This is a genomic window from Streptomyces sp. NPDC002790 (genome assembly GCF_040295505.1).
Classification (GTDB): Bacteria; Actinomycetota; Actinomycetes; order Streptomycetales; family Streptomycetaceae; genus Streptomyces.
This window is the reverse complement of sequence record NZ_JBEOVM010000025.1, coordinates 43,984-61,266: the sequence shown is the minus strand read 5'-3', so window position 1 is coordinate 61,266 and position 17,283 is coordinate 43,984. Positions and strand designations below refer to the sequence as shown.

The following is a 17,283-nucleotide window of genomic DNA, read 5'->3' as shown; positions in this document are numbered from 1 at the left end:
CGAGGTCCCACCCCCCATCCTTCATGGAGAGCATCAAATGGGTATCTCTGACCAGTTCAAGGACAAGGCCGAGCAGCTGCAGGACAAGGCCAAGGACGCCATGGGCGACTCCAAGGGCAAGTCCGACGAAGGCCAGGACCGCGCGCAGGAAGGCCAGGACCGCGCGAAGGACGGCATGGACCAGGCCAAGGACAAGGCGCAGGACGCCGCCCAGAAGGCCAAGGACCGCTTCAAGCAGTGACGCCGCCTGAACACATGTGACTGTGCCCCGCCCGGAGCTCCGGGCGGGGCACAGTCATGTCGGCTTCCCGGCGCCGACGACTACTCGTACACGACCGTCACGGGCGCGTGGTCCGACCACCGCTCGTCGTGCGTGGCGGCGCGCTCGACGAAGCCCTTCACCGCGCGACCGGCGAGCCCCGGCGTCGCCACCAGGTAATCGATGCGCCAACCCGAATCGTTGTCGAAGGCCCGCCCCCGGTACGACCACCACGAGTACGGTCCCTCGACGTCCGGATGCAGGGCACGCACCACGTCGACGTAGCCGCCGTCGGACGGGTCGAAGACGGAGGAGAGCCACTCGCGCTCCTCCGGCAGGAAGCCGGAGTTCTTCTTGTTGCCCTTCCAGTTCTTGAGGTCGGCCTCCTGGTGGGCGATGTTCCAGTCGCCGCAGACCACGACCTCGCGGCCGTCGGCGGCGGCCCGCTCACGCAGGGACTTCAGGTAGGGGAGGAACTCCCCCATGAAGCGGATCTTCTCGTCCTGGCGCTCCGTGCCGACCTCACCGGAAGGCAGGTAGAGGCTGGCGACGGTGACGCCCGGCAGGTCCACCTCGACGTAGCGGCCGCTGTCTGCGAACTCGGCCGAACCGAAGCCGATCTGCACCCGCTCCGGCTCGCGCCGCGTATAGAGGGAGACACCGGCACGGCCCTTGGCGGCGGCCGGCGCGTGCACGACGTGCCAGCCCTCGGGCTCACGCACGCTCTCGGGCAGCTGGTGCGGCTCGGCGCGCACCTCCTGGAGACAGACGGCGTCGGCGGAGGTCTCGGCGAGCCACTCCACGAAGCCCTTCTTGGCGGCGGCCCGGAGCCCGTTCACATTCACAGAGGTCACAGTCAGCACCCCGGCACGATACCGGCAGACTGGACGGGACTGCCCAAGGCGCCCAAGGGCACCACCGCAAGCTCCCACATAGAGACGCATAGAGTTACGATGGCCCGTATGAGTATTCAGCTTCCCGGGGTCGGGGCCCCGGTCCTGCGCCCCACCTCCTTCGGCCATCGCGACGCGATCGCGCTGAACGACCGCGTCCAGCTCGAGTACGCGGAGCGCTACGGCGACGAGGGCGATGTCACGCCGCTGGACCCGACGATGTTCGAGCCGCCGCGCGGCCTCTACCTGATCGCGTACGACACCCCGGGCACGCCGCTCGCGACCGGCGGCTGGCGCGGCCAGGAGGCGAACGACGAGGGGTACGCGGACGGCGACGCCGAGCTGAAGCGCATGTACGTCACCCCGGAGGCGCGCGGCCTGGGCCTGGCCCGGCAGATCCTCGCGGCGCTGGAGGAGGACGCGCGGGCGGCGGGGCGCACCCGCATGGTTCTGGAGACGGGCCTGAAGCAGCCGGAGGCGATAGCCCTGTACACGTCGAGCGGTTACGAGCCGTGCGCCCGGTTCGGCCACTACCGGTTCGACGAGTTGAGCCGGTGCTTCGCGAAGTCCCTCTGAGCAGGGCGTCCCTGCAAGCAGGGCGCGGGGACACGCGAAAGCCCCCGACGGTTTCCCGTCGGGGGCTTTCGTTGCAAAGGTGGACGTGAGGGGATTCGAACCCCTGGCCCCCTCGATGCGAACGAGGTGCGCTACCGGACTGCGCCACACGCCCTTGCAACGAGTGAAACTCTAGCACCCCGATCCGGGTGCTTGGAAATCCGTTCCCTGGCTGGTCAGCCGGTCGGACTTCGAAGCGCTCCGGCTCACTCGTTGGCGGCGCGCGGCCGACCGTCGGCACCCTCGTCGAACTGGTCGAAGAGCGGCGTGCGGCCGCGCTCGCGGGAGCGGCGGGCGGAGGCGGCACGGCGGGCGTCGCTGCGGCCGTCGTCGGCGACCGGCTCCGCGGACTCCGCGGACTGCTCGGCGGGCTCCGGGGTGTGCTCCTCCTGCGGCTGCCGCTGCGCGGCCTGTTCCGCGGCGGAGGAGCGGGCGGAGCTCCAGGTCTCGGGTGCGTTGTAGTCGATACCGCCGGTGGCGCGCGGGGCGACGGGGGCGGTGACGTAGGTGGGCAGGGGCACCGGGACCGGGTCCCAGCTGTCGCCGGGGCCCGGCTGGCGCTGGCGTTCGCGCTGCTGGTCGACCCACTCCTGATGGTCGGTCTGCTCGACGAGGGCGCGCCGGTCGGCGGCGAGGGCCTCGAGGCCGGGGTCGGTGGCGGCTGCGTCCACCGATGGTCCTTCCTCCTGGTCCTCGGCCGCGGCGCGTGCCGCGGCCGGCTGCCGCCTGCGCGGCTGGCGCTCCCGCAGTCGCTGCGCGGCGACCTCGGCGCGGCGGCGGTCCATGACGTAGGCGAAGCGGCGTCGTTCCTGGATGCGCAGGTAGACGATGTACGTGCTGAGGAGTACGGCGGGGGCCGCGGGCGCCCACAGGAACGCGACGCCGCCGACGGCGGCCACGACGGCGCCGACCGAGAAGACGGCGAAGAGCAGCACGGTCGTGCGGCGGCGGCGCGCGAGCACCTTGGTGCGCCGGGCGCGCGCGGCCTGCGCCTCGGCCGCGGCGGACGCGGAGGCGTTGGCGGCGCGGGCGGCGCGGGACTTGGCGGGTGCGGTGGGCTCGGCCGCCTGCTCGGGCTCGCGGGTGCGTTCCGCGCGCTCGCGGGCCGGTTCCGCGAACTCCCGGGCGGAATCGGGGTGTTCACGGCTTTCGCGGCGTTCTCGCCCCGTGTGCGGGGTGCGCCGCCCCCCGGACGGAGACATGCCGACGTCCCGGACGTCCACCGAATCGGTGGTCGCGTCCGGGTCGACCGGGTCGCCGCGCGGCTCGTCCGACTCGGGCGAGCGCGCCTGCAGGTCCTTGGCGTACCGGCGCTCCATGCCCGCCCGACCGGAGAGAAGCCGGATGGCGGTGCTAAAGCGTTCCGTCGGACGAGCTTCGTTCAACTCGTCCTGCCTACGGAGCCACATCGGCACCAAGTAGGCGGCCCAGGCCCCGACGATGACTGCGTAGATGAGGCCGCTGCTGCTCACGGACACACCGTAGAGGGGTTTACGCGGGGCCATCCGCCAATTGAGCCGGTGTGTCGCACGATCTGGCTGATAATCCGAGCTTTTTTGCGATGGATGTGATCAACAGGACGACCTTCGAGGGAATTCATTGACCTCCGACGGTGCCTCATCGATCAATTTCGAACATTTATTTCATTTCGAGGGCGTGCCCGGATCGACCGCATTGGATCCACTCGGACCTGCGGCATTGCCGCGCCGCTCGCGACGGCGACGTCTCAGGAGTCCTTCCGGGACCTCTTCGGCGGTGAGCGCGAAGACAAGGTGGTCCCGCCAGGCCCCGTCGATGTGAAGATATCGTGGACGCAGCCCCTCCTCGCGGAATCCGAGTTTCTCCACGACCCTCCGACTCGGCCCGTTCTCCGGCCGAATGCAGACCTCCATGCGGTGCAGCCCCACGGTGCGGAAGCAGTGGTCGACCGCGAGCGCGACGGCCGTCGGCATCACGCCGCGGCCCGCCACCGACTGGTCCACCCAGTACCCGACATGGCCCGAGCACATCGACCCCCAGGTGATCCCGGCGACGGTCAACTGCCCGACGAGGCGGCCCTGGTACTCGACGACGAAGGGCAGCATCCGGCCCGCGTTCGCCTCCGAGCGCAGATGGCGCACCATCTGACGGTATGTCGGGCGGTGGGTGATCGGACCGCTCGGCGTGGGCGGCGGGACGGTCGCCTCCCAGGGGCGCAGCCAGTCGCGGTTGCGCCGGTTCACTTCGCGCCAGGCACGCTGGTCGCGCAGCTTTATGGGGCGGAGGACGACATCGCCCTCCACCAGCACGACGGGCCACGACGGGCTGTTCAGTGCGCACCCCCGGCTGCGTGGGGATCGGGACGGTCGGGTCCGCCGGGTCCGGATTCGCTTCCGGGGTGGTCGCCGCCGCGGATCTGGTCCACGGCGTGAGTCAGCAGTGGCCCGAGGACGGCGAGCCCGTCCTTCACGCCCCCGCTGGAACCCGGCAGGTTCACGATCAGTGTGCGCCCGGCGACCCCCGCGAGGCCACGCGAGAGCGCCGCGGTGGGCACTTTCTCGCGGCCGTACGCGCGGATCGCCTCCGGGATGCCCGGTACCTCGCGGTCGAGGACGCGGGCCGTCGCCTCGGGCGTGCGGTCGGTGGGCGAGATGCCGGTGCCGCCGGTGGTGACCACGACGTCGTACGCCGCCTCGACCGCCGCTCGCAGGGCGGCCTCCACGGGGTCGCCATCCGGTACCACCTGGGGGCCCTCGACGGCGAAGCCCAGCTTCCTGAGGCCCTCGGCGATCAGCGGGCCGCCGGTGTCCTGGTAGACCCCCGCGGCGGCCCTGTTGGAGGCCGTGACGACGAGGGCGCGGTAGCTGTCGGTCATGCGGGGGCTCCTTGGGCGAGAGTGCGGGCGGCCCGTCGCCGCCCCGGGCCGGCGGCAGCCCCGTGCGGCCGGGCGGCGATGCCTCCGGCGGGCGGCGGGGCCGCCTCCCTGGTCCCCGTCACGCGCGGCTCCAGGTCCCCGACTTGCCGCCGGTCTTCTCCTCGACCCGGACGTCCGAGATGACGGCCCCCTTGTCGACCGCCTTGACCATGTCGACGACGGTGAGCGCGGCGACCGAGACCGCCGTGAGCGCCTCCATCTCGACGCCCGTACGGTCCGTGGTCTTCACGGTGGCGAGGATCTCCACCGCGTCGTCCGCGACGGACAGGTCGAGCTTCACCCCGGACACAGCCAGTGGGTGGCAGAGCGGGATCAGGTCGGGCGTGCGCTTGGCGCCCATGATTCCCGCGATGCGCGCCGTGGCGAGCGCGTCCCCCTTGGGCACGCCCTCGCCGCGCAGCAGCTCCACCACGCGCGGCGAGACGAGGACGCGGCCGCTCGCGCGGGCGGTGCGTGCGGTGACGTCCTTCTCCGACACGTCGACCATGCGGGCGGCGCCCGCCTCGTCGATGTGCGTGAGCCGGTCGGTCTGGTCCTGATGGTCCTGATGGTGCTGCGAAGTGCTCATGGTGCTGCGGCGCTCCCGATCCGAGCCGTGCGCGGTGCGGCGCGCCGGACGATTTGTGCGCGACACGCTATCGCGAGCCTCCGACAATCGGGCCCCTCAGCCCAGCAGGACCACGTCCACCTCGGCGCCCGGCTCCACCGACGTCGTGTCCTCGGGGACCACGATCAGCGAGTCCGCGTGTGCGAGCGCCGCGATGAGGTGGGAGCCCGCGCCGCCGACGGGAGCGACCTCGCCGGCCTCCGCGTCGTACACACCGCGCAGGAACTGACGCTTACCCGAGGGCGAGGTCAGCGCCTTGTCGGCACTGAGGGTCGCGCGGGCCTTCGGGCGGTGCACGGCGTCCTCGGGCAGGCCCATCAGGGCGCGGATCGCGGGGCGTACGAACAGCTCGAAGGAGACGTACGACGACACGGGGTTGCCCGGCAGCGCCAGTAGCGGGGTGTGGTCGGGGCCGATGGACCCGAAGCCCTGCGGCTTGCCGGGCTGCATGGCGAGCTTGCGGAACTCGACGCCGCTGCCGGCCCCGATGCCCGTCGCCTCTTCCGGGTCCTCCGGGTCTTCCGGGGCGCCGATGCCGCTCAGCGCCTCCTTGACCACGTCGTACGCACCCACGCTGACGCCGCCCGTCGTCACGATGAGGTCGGCGCGGATCAGCTGGTCCTCGATGGTGGAGCGGAGCGTCTCCGCGTCGTCGGAGACCGCGCCCACCCGGTAGGCGATGGCCCCGGCGTCGCGGGCGGCGGCGGTGAGGGCGAAGCTGTTGGAGTCGTAGATCTGGCCAGGTGCCAACTGCTCGCCGGGCTGGACGAGTTCGGTGCCGGTGGAGACGACGACCACGCGCGGGCGCGGGCACACGCGTACGGTGCCGCGGCCGATGGCGGCGAGCAGCGCGATCTGCGGCGGGCCGAGGACCGTGCCGACGGAGAGCGCCCGGTCGCCCGCCTGCACGTCGCTGCCCTGCGCGCGTACGTGCGCGCGTGCCTCGGCGGGGCGGTGCACCCTGACCTCCCCTGAGGCCCCCTCAGGAGCCGCGCTGTGGGCGGCCATCGTGGTGACGGGGCCCGCACCGAGCCCTCCGTCGGTCCACTCCACGGGGACCACGGCCTCGGCGCCGGGCGGCAGCGGCGCGCCCGTCATGATGCGGGCTGCCTCGCCGGGGCCGACGGTGGGCTGTTCGGCCTGGCCCGCGGCGACGTCACCGATCACCGTGAGCACGGCGGGGAACTCCTCGCTCGCACCCGCGATGTCCGCGACGCGCACCGCATACCCGTCCATCGAGCTGTTGTCGAACGGCGGCAGCGACAGCGGGACCGTCACCTCTTCAACGAGCACACAGCCCTGCGCGTCGAGGAGTTGGAGCTCGATGGGGTCGAGCGCACGGACGGTGTCGAGGATGTCCTCCAGATGCTCGTCCACCGACCAGATCTGCGCCCGGTCCGTCGTGGCACTGAAAGTGTTCACTGCTGCTCCCCTGCTCCTCGTGCCGGTGTGCTGATTCCCCGGTGGCCTCAGGTGTTACTACCACGGGCCATGGGTGACACCCCGGACGTGGTGTGCCGTACCGGGGCGCAGGTCCGCCGGGGAGCGGGGTGTCAGATCTCCTCGGCGACGTAGCCGCGCAGCCAGGCGCGGAACTCCGGGCCCAGGTCCTCACGTTCGCACGCGAGGCGGACGATCGCCTTGAGGTAGTCGCCGCGGTCGCCGGTGTCGTAGCGGCGGCCCTTGAAGACGACGCCGTGCACGGGGCCGCCGATCTTTTCGTCCGCGGCGAGCTGCTGGAGCGCGTCGGTGAGCTGGATCTCGCCGCCGCGGCCGGGCTCGGTCTTGCGCAGTATGTCGAAGACGGCGGGGTCGAGCACGTAGCGGCCGATGATCGCGTAGTTGGAGGGGGCGTCGGCCGGATCGGGCTTCTCCACCAGGTCGGTGACCTGGACGACGGAGCCGTCCGCCGTGGACTGAACCGCGGCACATCCGTAGAGGTGGATCTGGGAGGGCTCCACCTCCATGAGCGCGATGACGCTGCCGCCGTGCTCCTCCTGGACCTCCACCATCTTCTGGAGCAGCGGGTCACGGGGATCGATCAGGTCATCGCCGAGCAGCACCGCGAACGGCTCGTCGCCCACGTGGGGTGCGGCGCACAGGACCGCGTGACCGAGGCCCCTGGGGTCGCCCTGGCGCACGTAGTGGATGGTGGCGAGGTCGTTGGACTCCTGGACCTTGGCCAGCCGGTTCGCGTCGCCCTTCTTTTGAAGGGCCGCCTCCAACTCGTGGTTGCGGTCGAAGTGGTCCTCCAGCGGGCGCTTGTTGCGGCCTGTGATCATCAGTACGTCGCCGAGCCCCGCGGACGCGGCCTCCTCGACCACGTACTGGATCGCCGGCTTGTCGACGACCGGGAGCATCTCCTTGGGGGTCGCCTTCGTGGCGGGCAGGAACCTGGTGCCGAGGCCCGCGGCGGGGATGACAGCCTTGGTGATCCTGGTGTGCGCGTCAGTCATGCGGGTCACCATATCCGGCTGCTATGGGCGGAATCTGTGGGTCCGCTTTGTAGGCACATATATGCGTCGAATAGGAAAGGTTTGTGACCCGGCTATGAGTTCGCACACCAATGAGCCCGCAGATTTCCCGCGCGGCGCCCACCCTGACAAGCGTTCATTGCGCAGGGAGTTCCTCCAAGTGAGGAACGCGTTGACGGAGGATGTCATACGGGAGACGGAGCGGGCCGTGGCCCGTCGGGCTCTCGAACTCGACGAGTTGGCGAAGGCCCGCACTGTGGCGGCGTATGTCTCCGTGGGCGGCGAGCCGGGGACCGGCGCGCTCCTCGACGCCCTTCGCGCGCGCGGGACGCGCGTACTACTGCCGGCCCTGCTGCCCGATAACGACCTGGACTGGGGCGCGTACGACGGGGCGGCTTCGCTCACCACAGTGCGACACCCGGGAAAGATGGCCCTGTTGGAGCCGGGCGGCGATCGGCTCGGGCCCGCCGCCGTCCTGGAGTCGGACGTCGTGCTGCTGCCGGGGCTCGCCGTGGACGCGCACGGGATGCGGCTCGGCCGTGGCGGCGGCTCGTACGACCGGGTGCTCGCGCGCCTGGAGGCGGCCGGTGCGCGGCCCGCGCTGGTCGTGCTGCTCCACGACAGCGAGGTCGTCGCGCAGCTCCCCCAGGAGGCGCACGACAAGGCCGTGGACGCGGTGGTGACGCCCTCGGGCGTACGGCGGTTCTGACCCGGCACCGCGCATGCGAAAGGGGCCTCCACGCGTGCGTGGAGGCCCCTTTCGGTGTCGGTCCGGCTACGTCTACGGCTTCAGGACCATCGAGTCCTCGGTGCTGTCGCCGACGGCCTTCTCGGAGAAGTTCCAGGGCAGCAGGTCACCCTTGATCCACTTCTCGGTCTGGTCCGTGTAGTGGTCGCTGAAGGTGTGCCCCGAAGCGCCCGTGAGGTTGATCCACTTCGACTTGTCGAGGTCCGCCAGGTTGACCACCATCCGCATGGACGGCACCCAGTCGACTCCGTAGCCGCCCGCGGCGTTCCAGCCGGTCGCGTTCACGGCAGCCTCTCCGCCGCCCAGCTTCCAGGGGCCGCGGTTGAGCACGTACTGCAGCCAACCGGGCCCCTCGGTCCCGAGCGTCTGGTTCTTCAGCTCCAGCTTGTGCAGCCGGCCCCAGCTCCAGGTGTCGATGTCCTTGCCCAGCTTGGCCGTGAGGTCCCAGCGGGCATCCTCCATGGCGCGATCGAACAGCTGGTCACGGTTGTGGGTGGACTCGTCCGTACGGCTGCCGGGCGTCTTCCACCAGTCGTTCTTCGGATCCTTGATGATCTTGCGGACGACCTCGAACCAGCGGTCACCGCCGTCGGGCTGCGCCGAGTGCGTGTCCCGCTCGCCGCACTCGCTGACCTTGCGGCCCTCGTCGGCGGGGCCCGTCTTGTCGACCGGCTCGACGCTCAGGCACTGGCCCTCGACCCGCAGCTCCTTGGGCAGCTTGTTGCCGAAGGCGAGCTTGAGGATGTTGCGCCACACGGAGTTGAAGTAGGCCGCGGCGGCCGAGTCCGGGTTCTGGGTGTAGTCCCAGTTCTCCAGGAGCTGCTGCGCGTCCCTGACATCCTTGTCCTTGACGTCGATCTTCTGCAGGTAGGGCACGAGCAGCTTGGCGATCTCGCTGCTGTTGTCCATCTGCATGGTGCGCATGTCGTCGGTGGAGACCTTGCCGCCGTCCTTGATCTTCGACTCGATCAGGTCGGTGATGCGCTGGCTGCGGGTGCCGTAACCCCAGTCCTTGGTCAGCGTGTACGGGTAACTGTCGTCGACCACGGCCTGGTTGGCGGTCACGATGTAGCCGCGCTTCGGGTTGAACTCGTAGGGCAGCTCGTTCTGCTTGATGTAGCCGGTCCAGCGGTACTTGGAGTCCCAGCCGGGAGACGGCAGCGAGCCGTCGCCCTCGCCGCGGGTCGGGATCCGGCCCGGCAGCTGGTAGCCGATGTTGCCCTCGGTGTCGGCGTAGGTGAGGTTCTGCGAGGGCACCTGGAAGTCGGCGGACGCCTTGCGGAACTCGGACCAGTTGGACGCCTTGTCGAGCCCGAAGACGGCGTCCATGGTGTTGCCCGGCTGCAGCGCGGTCCAGCGCAGCGCGATGCCGTAGCCGTCGCCTCTGTCGGGGGCCGCCGCGTCCACGCCGGCCTTCTTGCCGACCTTCACGAGTTCGGAGTTGCGGTCGGACAGCAGCGGTCCGTTGTCGGTCTCCCGCACCGTGATCGTCTTGGCGTCACCGCCGGCGACCTTGATGGTCTCCTTGCGGGTCTTGAAGGGCACCGTCCTGTCGTCGACCAGGTAGCCGTCGCCGCTGAACTTCTCCAGGTAGAGATCGGTGACGTCGACGCCCGAGTTGGTCAGGCCCCAGGAGATGTTCTGGTTATGGCCGATGACCACGCCCGGCATGCCCGCGAAGGTGTAACCGGACGTGTCGTACTGGCACTTGCTGGAGACGCTCGTGCAGTGCAGGCCCATCTGGTACCAGACGGACGGCAGCTGCGGTGCCAGGTGCGGGTCGTTGGCGAGCAGCGGCTTGCCGGTGATGGTGTGGTCGCCCGAGACCACCCACGAGTTGGAGCCGATGCCGTTGCCGTTGGGTCCGAGGCCCGCGGAGTCGGGAATCTCGTCCAGGACCTTGGAGAGACCGCCCAGCTGGCTCTGGAGGCTGCTGGGGGCCCCTGTGTCGCCCGCCAGGCCGGTGCCCGCCGCCCCGGCCGTCTGCGTGCCCGTGCCGCCGCCCGAGGACGCGTCGAACGACTTCGTGACGCTGTCGTACCCGCCCTCCTGCACGATCGGCTTGTGCCGCGTGTACGGGTAGTCGGGGTACAGGTCGGCGATCTGCTTCGGGCCGAGCCGGCTCGTCATCAGCGAGCGGTCGATCTCCTCCTGCATGTTGCCGCGCAGGTCCCAGGCCATCGCCTTGAGCCAGGCCACCGAGTCCACCGGCGACCACTCCTGCGGCTTGTAGTCGTTCTCGAAGCCGAGCGCGACGTACTCCGCGGAGATCTCCTTGCCGCTCTTGCCCCCGAGGTAGGAGTTGACCCCCTTGGAGTACGCCTGGAGGTACTTCTTGGTCGAGGGCGACAGCTTGGAGTCGTACTCCTTCTGTGCCACCCGGCGCCAGCCCATGGTGCGCAGGAACTCATCGGTCTTGACCTGGCCCTTGCCGAACATCTCGGAGAGCCGACCGGAGGTCGTATGGCGCCGCACGTCCATCTCGTAGAACCGGTCCTGCGCCTGCACATAGCCCTGTGCCATGAACAGGTCGTGATCCGTGGAGGCGTAGATCTGCGGGATCCCGTAGCTGTCCCGCTTGACCTGCACCGGCCCGTCGAGCCCGTCGAGTTGGATGGACCCCGTCGTCTGCGGCATCGACGCGCGCACGCTGTCGACGCCCCAGTAGGCCCCGAATCCAAGGCCCGCAAGAACGGCCAACACGAGGACGATCACGATCAGTCGGGCTCGACGCCCCTTCTTCTTACCGGGCGGGCTGCCGGCAGAGGCGTTCGTAGTGGAGGGCATCGCGGTCCTTGCTGTCCTTCGCAGACGAATGGGGCTGGCCCGAAGGGCCTTCGTTCAAGGGTGGCGGTGGGTGACGGGCGGGAGGGGCGAGAGCAACCTTACGAGCAGTGGGGTGCGGCCCCGGACGCGGAGTGGGGAAGCGGGGTTCTACGTAGAGCGCCGTGACGAAACCGGCATCAAGAAAGCGTTAACGATTAGGTAAGGTAACGAAGTAACTTCCCCTGTCGCATGTCCCTCCTGGAAGGAACAGCCCCTGACTGTCCACCAGCTCAACCAGCTCCTGCTCGTCGGCGCACTCGTGCTGCTCGTGGCGGTCGCAGCCGTCCGCATCTCCTCACGCAGTGGACTGCCGAGCCTCCTGCTCTACCTCGGCATCGGCGTCGTCATGGGCCAGGACGGCCTCGGCCACGTCGACTTCAGCAACGCTGAAATGACCCAGGTCATCGGCTACGCGGCACTCGTCGTGATCCTCGCCGAAGGCGGCCTGGGCACGAAGTGGAAGCAGATCAAACCCGCGCTCCCCGCCGCCGCCGCCCTGTCACTCGTGGGCGTCGCGGTCAGCGTGGGGGTGACGGCCACGTGCGCGCACTACCTGGTGGGCCTCGAATGGCGACAAGCACTGATCATCGGCGCCGTGGTCTCCTCCACGGACGCGGCGGCGGTCTTCTCCGTTCTACGTAGAGTGCCGCTTCCGGCACGCGTGACCGGCGTCCTGGAGGCGGAGTCCGGTTTCAACGACGCCCCTGTCGTCATCCTTGTCGTCGCGTTCTCCGCCGCGGGCCCCATAGAGCACTGGTACGTCCTCATCGGCGAGATCGCCCTGGAGCTCGCCATCGGCGCCGCCATCGGGCTCGCGGTCGGCTGGCTCGGCTCCTTCGGCCTGCGGCACGTGGCCCTGCCCGCATCCGGCCTCTACCCGATCGCCGTCCTGGCCATCGCCACGTCCGCGTACGCCGCGGGCGCCATGGCCCACGGCAGCGGATTCCTCGCCGTCTACCTGGCCGCGATGATGATGGGCAACGCCAAGCTGCCGCACTGGCCCGCCACCCGCGGCTTCGCCGAAGGCCTCGGCTGGATCGCGCAGATCGGCATGTTCGTCCTGCTCGGCCTGCTGGTCACCCCGCACGAACTGGCCGACGACATCGTGCCCGCGCTCCTCATCGGCCTGGCCCTCACCGCGGTCGCGCGCCCCCTGTCGGTCTTCACCAGCCTGCTGCCCTTCCGCATACCGTGGCGCGAGAAGACCCTCATGTCCTGGGCCGGGCTGCGCGGCGCCGTGCCCATCATCCTGGCGACCATCCCGATGGTCACGGGCGTCGCCGACAGCCAGCGGATCTTCAACGTCGTCTTCGTCCTGGTCGTCGTCTACACCCTCATCCAGGGACCCACGCTGCCGTGGCTCGCCCGCAAGCTGCACCTGGCCGGCTCCTCCGACACCGCCGACCTCGGCATCGAATCGGCGCCCCTGGAGCGGCTGCGCGGGCACCTGCTGTCCGTCTCCATCCCGGAGGGCTCGCGGATGCACGGCGTGGAGGTCGGCGAACTGCGACTGCCCAAGGGCGCGGCCGTCACGCTCGTCGTCCGCGACGGCACCTCCTCCGTGCCCGCCCCGACCACCGTGCTCCGCCGGGGCGACGAGCTCCTGGTGGTCGCCACGGACCCGGTGCGGGACGCCGCGGAGGCACGCCTGCGGGCCGTCGCCCTCGGCGGCAAGCTGGCCGGTTGGTTGGGTACCGCGGGCCCGGAAGCCCGTTAGCATGGATGCACAGACCATGTACGACCGACTCTGCCTGAAGTAGAGCCGGCGCGACCGCAAAGCGGCCGCGGTCCCCTTGCGGCGCTGTGCTTCACAGCGACCTGCCTGGCCCAGGGCCTCTCCTGGCGCGGACCGTAGGTATCACTCGGTTCCCGGCGCATGAGGACGGCTCTCGGCGCGCACTCCTCGACCAGGAGGACCGCGCTACCAGGCGGCAGAAAGGCAAGGACCGTGCCACAGAAGGACACGGTCGCCGAACCCGGCACCCAACGGGCCGAGCGCCCCGGCTACGGGCAGCTCCTGCGCACCCGCGGGGCCTGGACATTCCTGCTTCCCGGCTTCGCGGCGCGCCAGCCGTTCGCGATGCTCACGATCTCCATCGTGCTGCTCGTGCAGCACACCACCGGCTCCTACGGCACCGCCGGCGCGGTGTCCGCGACGACCGGTGTCGCCATGGCGCTCTTCGCGCCCTACAGCGGCAAGCTGGCCGACCGCTTCGGGCAGCGTGCCGTGCTGCTGCCCGGCGTGCTCGTGCACTCCGCGGCCGGGCTCACGCTCACCGCGCTCGCACTCTCCGGAGCGCCCACGTGGGCGCTGTTCGTGGCCGCCGTACCCACAGGCGCCTCGACACCGCAGATCGGGCCCATGGTGCGCGCCCGCTGGGGCGTGCGGCTGCAGGGTTCGCCCCTGATGCAGACGGCCGCCGCGTTCGAGTCGGTCACCGACGAGTTCACGTTCGTGCTCGGCCCACTGTTCGCGACGGCCCTGTGCACCGGCATCGACCCGGCCGCGGGCCTGCTCACCGAGGCGGCGCTCACCCTTGTCGGCGGCCTCCTGTTCGCCGCCCAGAAGGGCACCCAGCCTCCTGTGGCAGGCCTGGAGGGGCACGCACGCGTGCAGCACACCTCCGCGCTCCGCGTCCCCGGTGTGCGCGTCCTGATCGTCACGTTCCTCGGCATCGGCTCCGTCTTCGGCGGCATGCAGGTCTCGCTCGCCGCGTACACCGAGTCGATCGGCGAACCCGGCCTCAACGGCGTCCTCTACGGGATCTTCGCCGCCGGCAACATGCTCTCGGGCCTGGTGTGCGGCGCCATCGCGTGGAAGATCGCCCCGCAGCGCCGGCTCCTCGTCGGCTACGCGGCCCTCGCCGTCATGGCCTCAGGGCTGTGGGCGGCACAGTCCGTGGTGCTGCTCGCCGGGCTCGGTCTGCTGGTCGGCGTGTGCATCGCGCCGTCCCTGATCACGGGCTACACGCTGGTCGAGAAGATCGTCCCCGCGGGCTCCCGAACCGAGGCCTTCACCTGGCTGACCGGGGCCGTCGCGCTCGGCCAGGCGGCCGCCGTGTCGGTGTCCGGACAGTTGGAGGACCGCCTCTGGGACGGCGCCGGATTCCTCGTCCCGATGGGCGGCACGGTGCTCGCCCTGGTGGTCATGTTCCTGCTGCGCTCGCGGCTCGCGCCGCCCTCGGCGGGGCGGACCGTGGCACGTGGTGTGGGTCACCGCGAGCCCGTGGCAGTGGACTGATCCCGCGGAATAGGTCACTATGGATCGTCGTTAGCACTCATCGAGTGAGAGTGCCAGGAGGAAGACACAGTGCCGACTTACCAGTACCAGTGCACCGAGTGCGGCGAGGGCCTCGAGGCGGTGCAGAAGTTCACCGACGAGTCCCTGACCGTGTGCCCCGCTTGCCAGGGCCGCCTGAAGAAGGTGTTCTCGGCCGTCGGCATCGTGTTCAAGGGCTCCGGTTTCTACCGCAACGACAGCCGCGGCTCCGCGTCGAGCAGCAGCCCGGCGTCGTCCTCGGGCTCGTCGTCCGGCTCGGAGTCGAAGTCCACTGACTCGAAGCCGTCCACCGACTCGAAGCCGTCGACGTCTTCTTCGTCTTCGTCCTCTTCTTCGACGTCGTCGTCGAGCTCGTCGAGTTCCTCGGCGTCCTCTGCCGCGTAAGCAACGCCGCGAATTCTTACGAGACCCTGTCGTCATCCGACGACAGGGTCTTCGGCGTTCCCGGCATGACTACTGTGCTGCTCCATGGCGACCAACTCAGGCAACGTGAACGCAAGCGCCACCGCCGAGATCGGCGTGATCGGCGGCTCCGGTTTCTACTCGTTCCTGGACGACGTGACAGAGATCGGCGTCGACACCCCCTACGGGCCGCCGAGCGACTCGCTCTTCCTCGGTGAGGTGGCGGGGCGCCGCGTCGCCTTCCTGCCCCGGCACGGCCGCGGCCACCATCTGCCACCGCACCGCATCAACTACCGCGCCAACCTGTGGGCGTTGCGCTCCGTGGGCGTACGCCAGGTCCTCGGCCCGTGCGCGGTGGGCGGCCTGCGGCCCGAGTACGGGCCGGGGACGCTGCTCGTGCCCGACCAGTTCGTGGACCGTACGAAGTCGCGGGCGCAGACCTACTTCGACGGGTTGCCGCTCCCGGACGGGACCGTGCCGAACGTCGTGCACGTCTCGCCCGCCGACCCCTACTGCCCCGCGGGGCGCAGGGTCGCGGTGAAGGCCGCGCGCGGCAAGGGCTGGGAACCGGTGGACGGCGGGACGCTCGTGGTGGTGGAAGGGCCGCGGTTCTCCACCCGTGCCGAGTCCCGGTGGCATGCCGCCATGGGCTGGTCGGTGGTCGGGATGACCGGTCACCCGGAGGCGATCCTCGCCCGTGAACTGGAGCTCTGCTACACGTCGTTGAACCTCGTCACGGATCTGGACGCGGGCGCGGAGAGCGGCGAGGGCGTCTCGCACGACGAGGTGCTCCAGGTGTTCGCGGCCAACGTGGACCGGCTGCGGACGGTGCTGTTCGACGCGGTGGCGGGGCTGCCGGCGGACGCGGAGCGGGACTGCGGGTGTGGCGAGGCGTTGGGCGGGATGGATCCGGGGTTCCGGCTGCCGTGACGGAGACCGGCGGGGGGCCGAGTGCCTGAATCTCCCCTTCGGGTGAGGGAGTTGTCCACAACCGCTCGGTAGTGCACGGGGCTCAGCGGGACGAGTCGCGAAGGCGGAACGTGGTCGGCGAGACGGGCTCGGTGCCCGTCCGGCCCGACCGATCCGACCGATCCGCAGGCGGTGGCGACCATGTCCGTATCTGTCCCTGTCCCGTACCAGCTCAGCATTCCCCCGACGTCCGAGGTGCCGCCCTTCCCTCCCGTGCACGTACGCGGCACGCGGTGGCGGCCGGGGCGCGCGGGCAGGCGCCGGCGCCGGCCTGCCGTGGCGGCGGGCCTCGTCCTGACCGCGGCGGCGCTGGCGGCCGCCGTGCCCTCGTCCGGGGCGGGAGGCGGGCCCGAGCCTCCGCACGCGGGGGCGGGGCCGGGTGGGCGGGCCGCCGCGCCCGCCGTGACGGTGTCGGCGCCGGTACGGATCGCGGACGCGGGGGCGGTGCGGCTGCTGCGACCGGGCGACCGGGTCGATGTGGTGGCGGCGCGGGCGGACGGCAGGGCCGGGGTGCGGGTGCTTGCATCCGGCGCCCGCGTGGCATCCGTCCCGAAGCCGAGGCCAACTCTCGGTCAAGGCGACGCTCTCGGCGAAACCTCGACGACGGGCGGGGCGTTGGTGGTGCTGACGGTGGAGCGGGCGACCGCTGCGCGACTCGCGGGCGCCGGAGCCGCTTCTCGGTTGGCGGTGACGGTGTGGTGACGTATATCTCGTCAAGTCCCTCGTTCGAGCTACCGAATTGGACAGGTCTGACCCGAACTGTCGTAGGTTGCGGAGGCGTTTGCTCCACAACCTGGACATGTGAAGAGAGGCCTTCTGGTGAGCGAGAACAACGAACCGAGCCTGTGGGAAGGCTTCAAGGCCTTCCTCATGCGAGGCAATGTGGTCGACCTGGCGGTCGCCGTGGTCATCGGCGCCGCGTTCACCAGCGTCGTGAACACGGTGGTGGAAGGGGTCATCAACCCGATCGTCGGAGCGTTCGGGACACAGGACCTGAACAAGTACTCGTACTGCCTTCAGGGCCCGTGCAAGGTCGTCGACGGCGAGCCCGTCGGCATCGAGATCATGTGGGGCACGGTCGTCAGTGCCGCCCTCAGCTTCCTGATCACGGCCGCCGTCGTGTACTTCCTGATGGTGCTGCCGATGGCCAAGTACCTCGCCCGGCAGGCCGCGAAGAAGGCCGAGAAGGAAGGTACCCAGGAGGTTCTGGAGGTCTCCGAGCTGGAGGTGCTCAAGGAGATCCGCGACGCGCTCGTGGCGCAGCGCGGCTCGGGGCACACCGAGCCCTAGCGGGGC

17 protein-coding genes and 1 tRNA gene are annotated in these 17,283 nt (G+C 70.3%); 9 read left to right on the top strand and 9 right to left on the bottom strand.

The window, feature by feature from the left end; genetic code table 11:
* Positions 1–37: 37 nt before the first annotated feature.
* Positions 38–241: a hypothetical protein gene (locus ABT004_RS14785; RefSeq protein WP_351335962.1), complete on the top strand. Its 204-nt coding sequence runs from the start codon at positions 38–40 to the stop codon at positions 239–241.
* Between the two features lie 80 nt (positions 242–321).
* Here ABT004_RS14785 and ABT004_RS14780 read toward each other — a convergent pair whose 3' ends face one another.
* Positions 322–1,122 (bottom strand): exodeoxyribonuclease III, encoded by an 801-nt coding sequence (locus tag ABT004_RS14780; RefSeq protein WP_351335959.1) that lies wholly within the window; start codon positions 1,120–1,122, stop codon positions 322–324.
* 99 nt (positions 1,123–1,221) lie between these two features.
* Here ABT004_RS14780 and ABT004_RS14775 point away from each other — a divergent pair, with 99 nt between their 5' ends.
* Positions 1,222–1,728 (top strand): GNAT family N-acetyltransferase, encoded by a 507-nt coding sequence (locus tag ABT004_RS14775; protein WP_351335957.1) that lies wholly within the window; start codon positions 1,222–1,224, stop codon positions 1,726–1,728.
* An 80-nt stretch (positions 1,729–1,808) separates the two neighbouring features.
* Here the strand turns inward: ABT004_RS14775 and ABT004_RS14770 are convergent.
* From ABT004_RS14770 to galU, 7 genes are all read right to left on the bottom strand, one after another.
* Positions 1,809–1,882: transfer RNA gene (locus ABT004_RS14770), tRNA-Ala, on the bottom strand.
* 91 nt (positions 1,883–1,973) lie between these two features.
* Positions 1,974–3,239 carry a divisome protein SepX/GlpR gene (gene sepX / locus ABT004_RS14765; RefSeq protein ID WP_351335955.1) on the bottom strand — a complete coding sequence of 422 codons (1,266 nt, stop codon included), beginning with the start codon at positions 3,237–3,239 and terminating at the stop codon, positions 1,974–1,976.
* 171 nt (positions 3,240–3,410) lie between these two features.
* Positions 3,411–4,055: a GNAT family N-acetyltransferase gene (locus ABT004_RS14760; RefSeq protein WP_351335952.1), complete on the bottom strand. Its 645-nt coding sequence runs from the start codon at positions 4,053–4,055 to the stop codon at positions 3,411–3,413.
* 20 nt (positions 4,056–4,075) lie between these two features.
* The gene (locus ABT004_RS14755) at positions 4,076–4,621 is read right to left on the bottom strand and encodes a MogA/MoaB family molybdenum cofactor biosynthesis protein (protein WP_351335949.1); all 546 of its coding nucleotides are present in this window, start codon (positions 4,619–4,621) and stop codon (positions 4,076–4,078) included.
* Between the two features lie 118 nt (positions 4,622–4,739).
* Entirely contained in the window at positions 4,740–5,249 is a 510-nt protein-coding gene (gene moaC, locus ABT004_RS14750; RefSeq protein WP_351335946.1) for a cyclic pyranopterin monophosphate synthase MoaC, read from the bottom strand.
* 96 nt (positions 5,250–5,345) lie between these two features.
* Entirely contained in the window at positions 5,346–6,710 is a 1,365-nt protein-coding gene (gene glp, locus ABT004_RS14745; RefSeq protein ID WP_351335943.1) for a molybdotransferase-like divisome protein Glp, read from the bottom strand.
* Between the two features lie 131 nt (positions 6,711–6,841).
* On the bottom strand, positions 6,842–7,744 hold the full coding sequence (gene galU / locus ABT004_RS14740; protein WP_351335941.1) for a UTP--glucose-1-phosphate uridylyltransferase GalU: 903 nt from the start codon (positions 7,742–7,744) through the stop codon (positions 6,842–6,844).
* Positions 7,745–7,838: 94 nt separating this feature from the next.
* On the opposite strand from galU, the gene ABT004_RS14735 reads away from it, so the two are divergent.
* A complete protein-coding gene (locus ABT004_RS14735; protein WP_351335939.1) occupies positions 7,839–8,471 on the top strand; it encodes a 5-formyltetrahydrofolate cyclo-ligase in 633 nt (210 codons plus the stop codon).
* A gap of 72 nt (positions 8,472–8,543) precedes the next feature.
* Here ABT004_RS14735 and ABT004_RS14730 read toward each other — a convergent pair whose 3' ends face one another.
* Positions 8,544–11,297, bottom strand: a complete 2,754-nt coding sequence (locus ABT004_RS14730; protein ID WP_351335937.1) for a penicillin acylase family protein — start codon at positions 11,295–11,297, stop codon at positions 8,544–8,546.
* Positions 11,298–11,595: 298 nt separating this feature from the next.
* Between ABT004_RS14730 and ABT004_RS14725 the strand changes: the two genes are divergently transcribed.
* From ABT004_RS14725 to mscL, 6 genes are all read left to right on the top strand, one after another.
* Entirely contained in the window at positions 11,596–13,053 is a 1,458-nt protein-coding gene (locus tag ABT004_RS14725; protein WP_351335936.1) for a potassium/proton antiporter, read from the top strand.
* 231 nt (positions 13,054–13,284) lie between these two features.
* Positions 13,285–14,577, top strand: a complete 1,293-nt coding sequence (locus tag ABT004_RS14720; protein WP_351335934.1) for an MFS transporter — start codon at positions 13,285–13,287, stop codon at positions 14,575–14,577.
* Between the two features lie 69 nt (positions 14,578–14,646).
* The gene (locus ABT004_RS14715) at positions 14,647–15,000 is read left to right on the top strand and encodes an FmdB family zinc ribbon protein (RefSeq protein ID WP_351335931.1); all 354 of its coding nucleotides are present in this window, start codon (positions 14,647–14,649) and stop codon (positions 14,998–15,000) included.
* 84 nt (positions 15,001–15,084) lie between these two features.
* A complete protein-coding gene (locus ABT004_RS14710) occupies positions 15,085–15,948 on the top strand; it encodes an S-methyl-5'-thioadenosine phosphorylase (protein WP_351335928.1) in 864 nt (287 codons plus the stop codon).
* A gap of 180 nt (positions 15,949–16,128) precedes the next feature.
* Complete coding sequence (locus ABT004_RS14705; RefSeq protein ID WP_351335925.1) at positions 16,129–16,689, top strand: RcpC/CpaB family pilus assembly protein; 561 nt, start codon at positions 16,129–16,131, stop codon at positions 16,687–16,689.
* A gap of 114 nt (positions 16,690–16,803) precedes the next feature.
* Positions 16,804–17,277, top strand: coding sequence for a large conductance mechanosensitive channel protein MscL (gene mscL / locus ABT004_RS14700; RefSeq protein ID WP_351336007.1), 474 nt, complete (start codon positions 16,804–16,806; stop codon positions 17,275–17,277).
* The last annotated feature ends 6 nt before the right edge of the window (positions 17,278–17,283 follow it).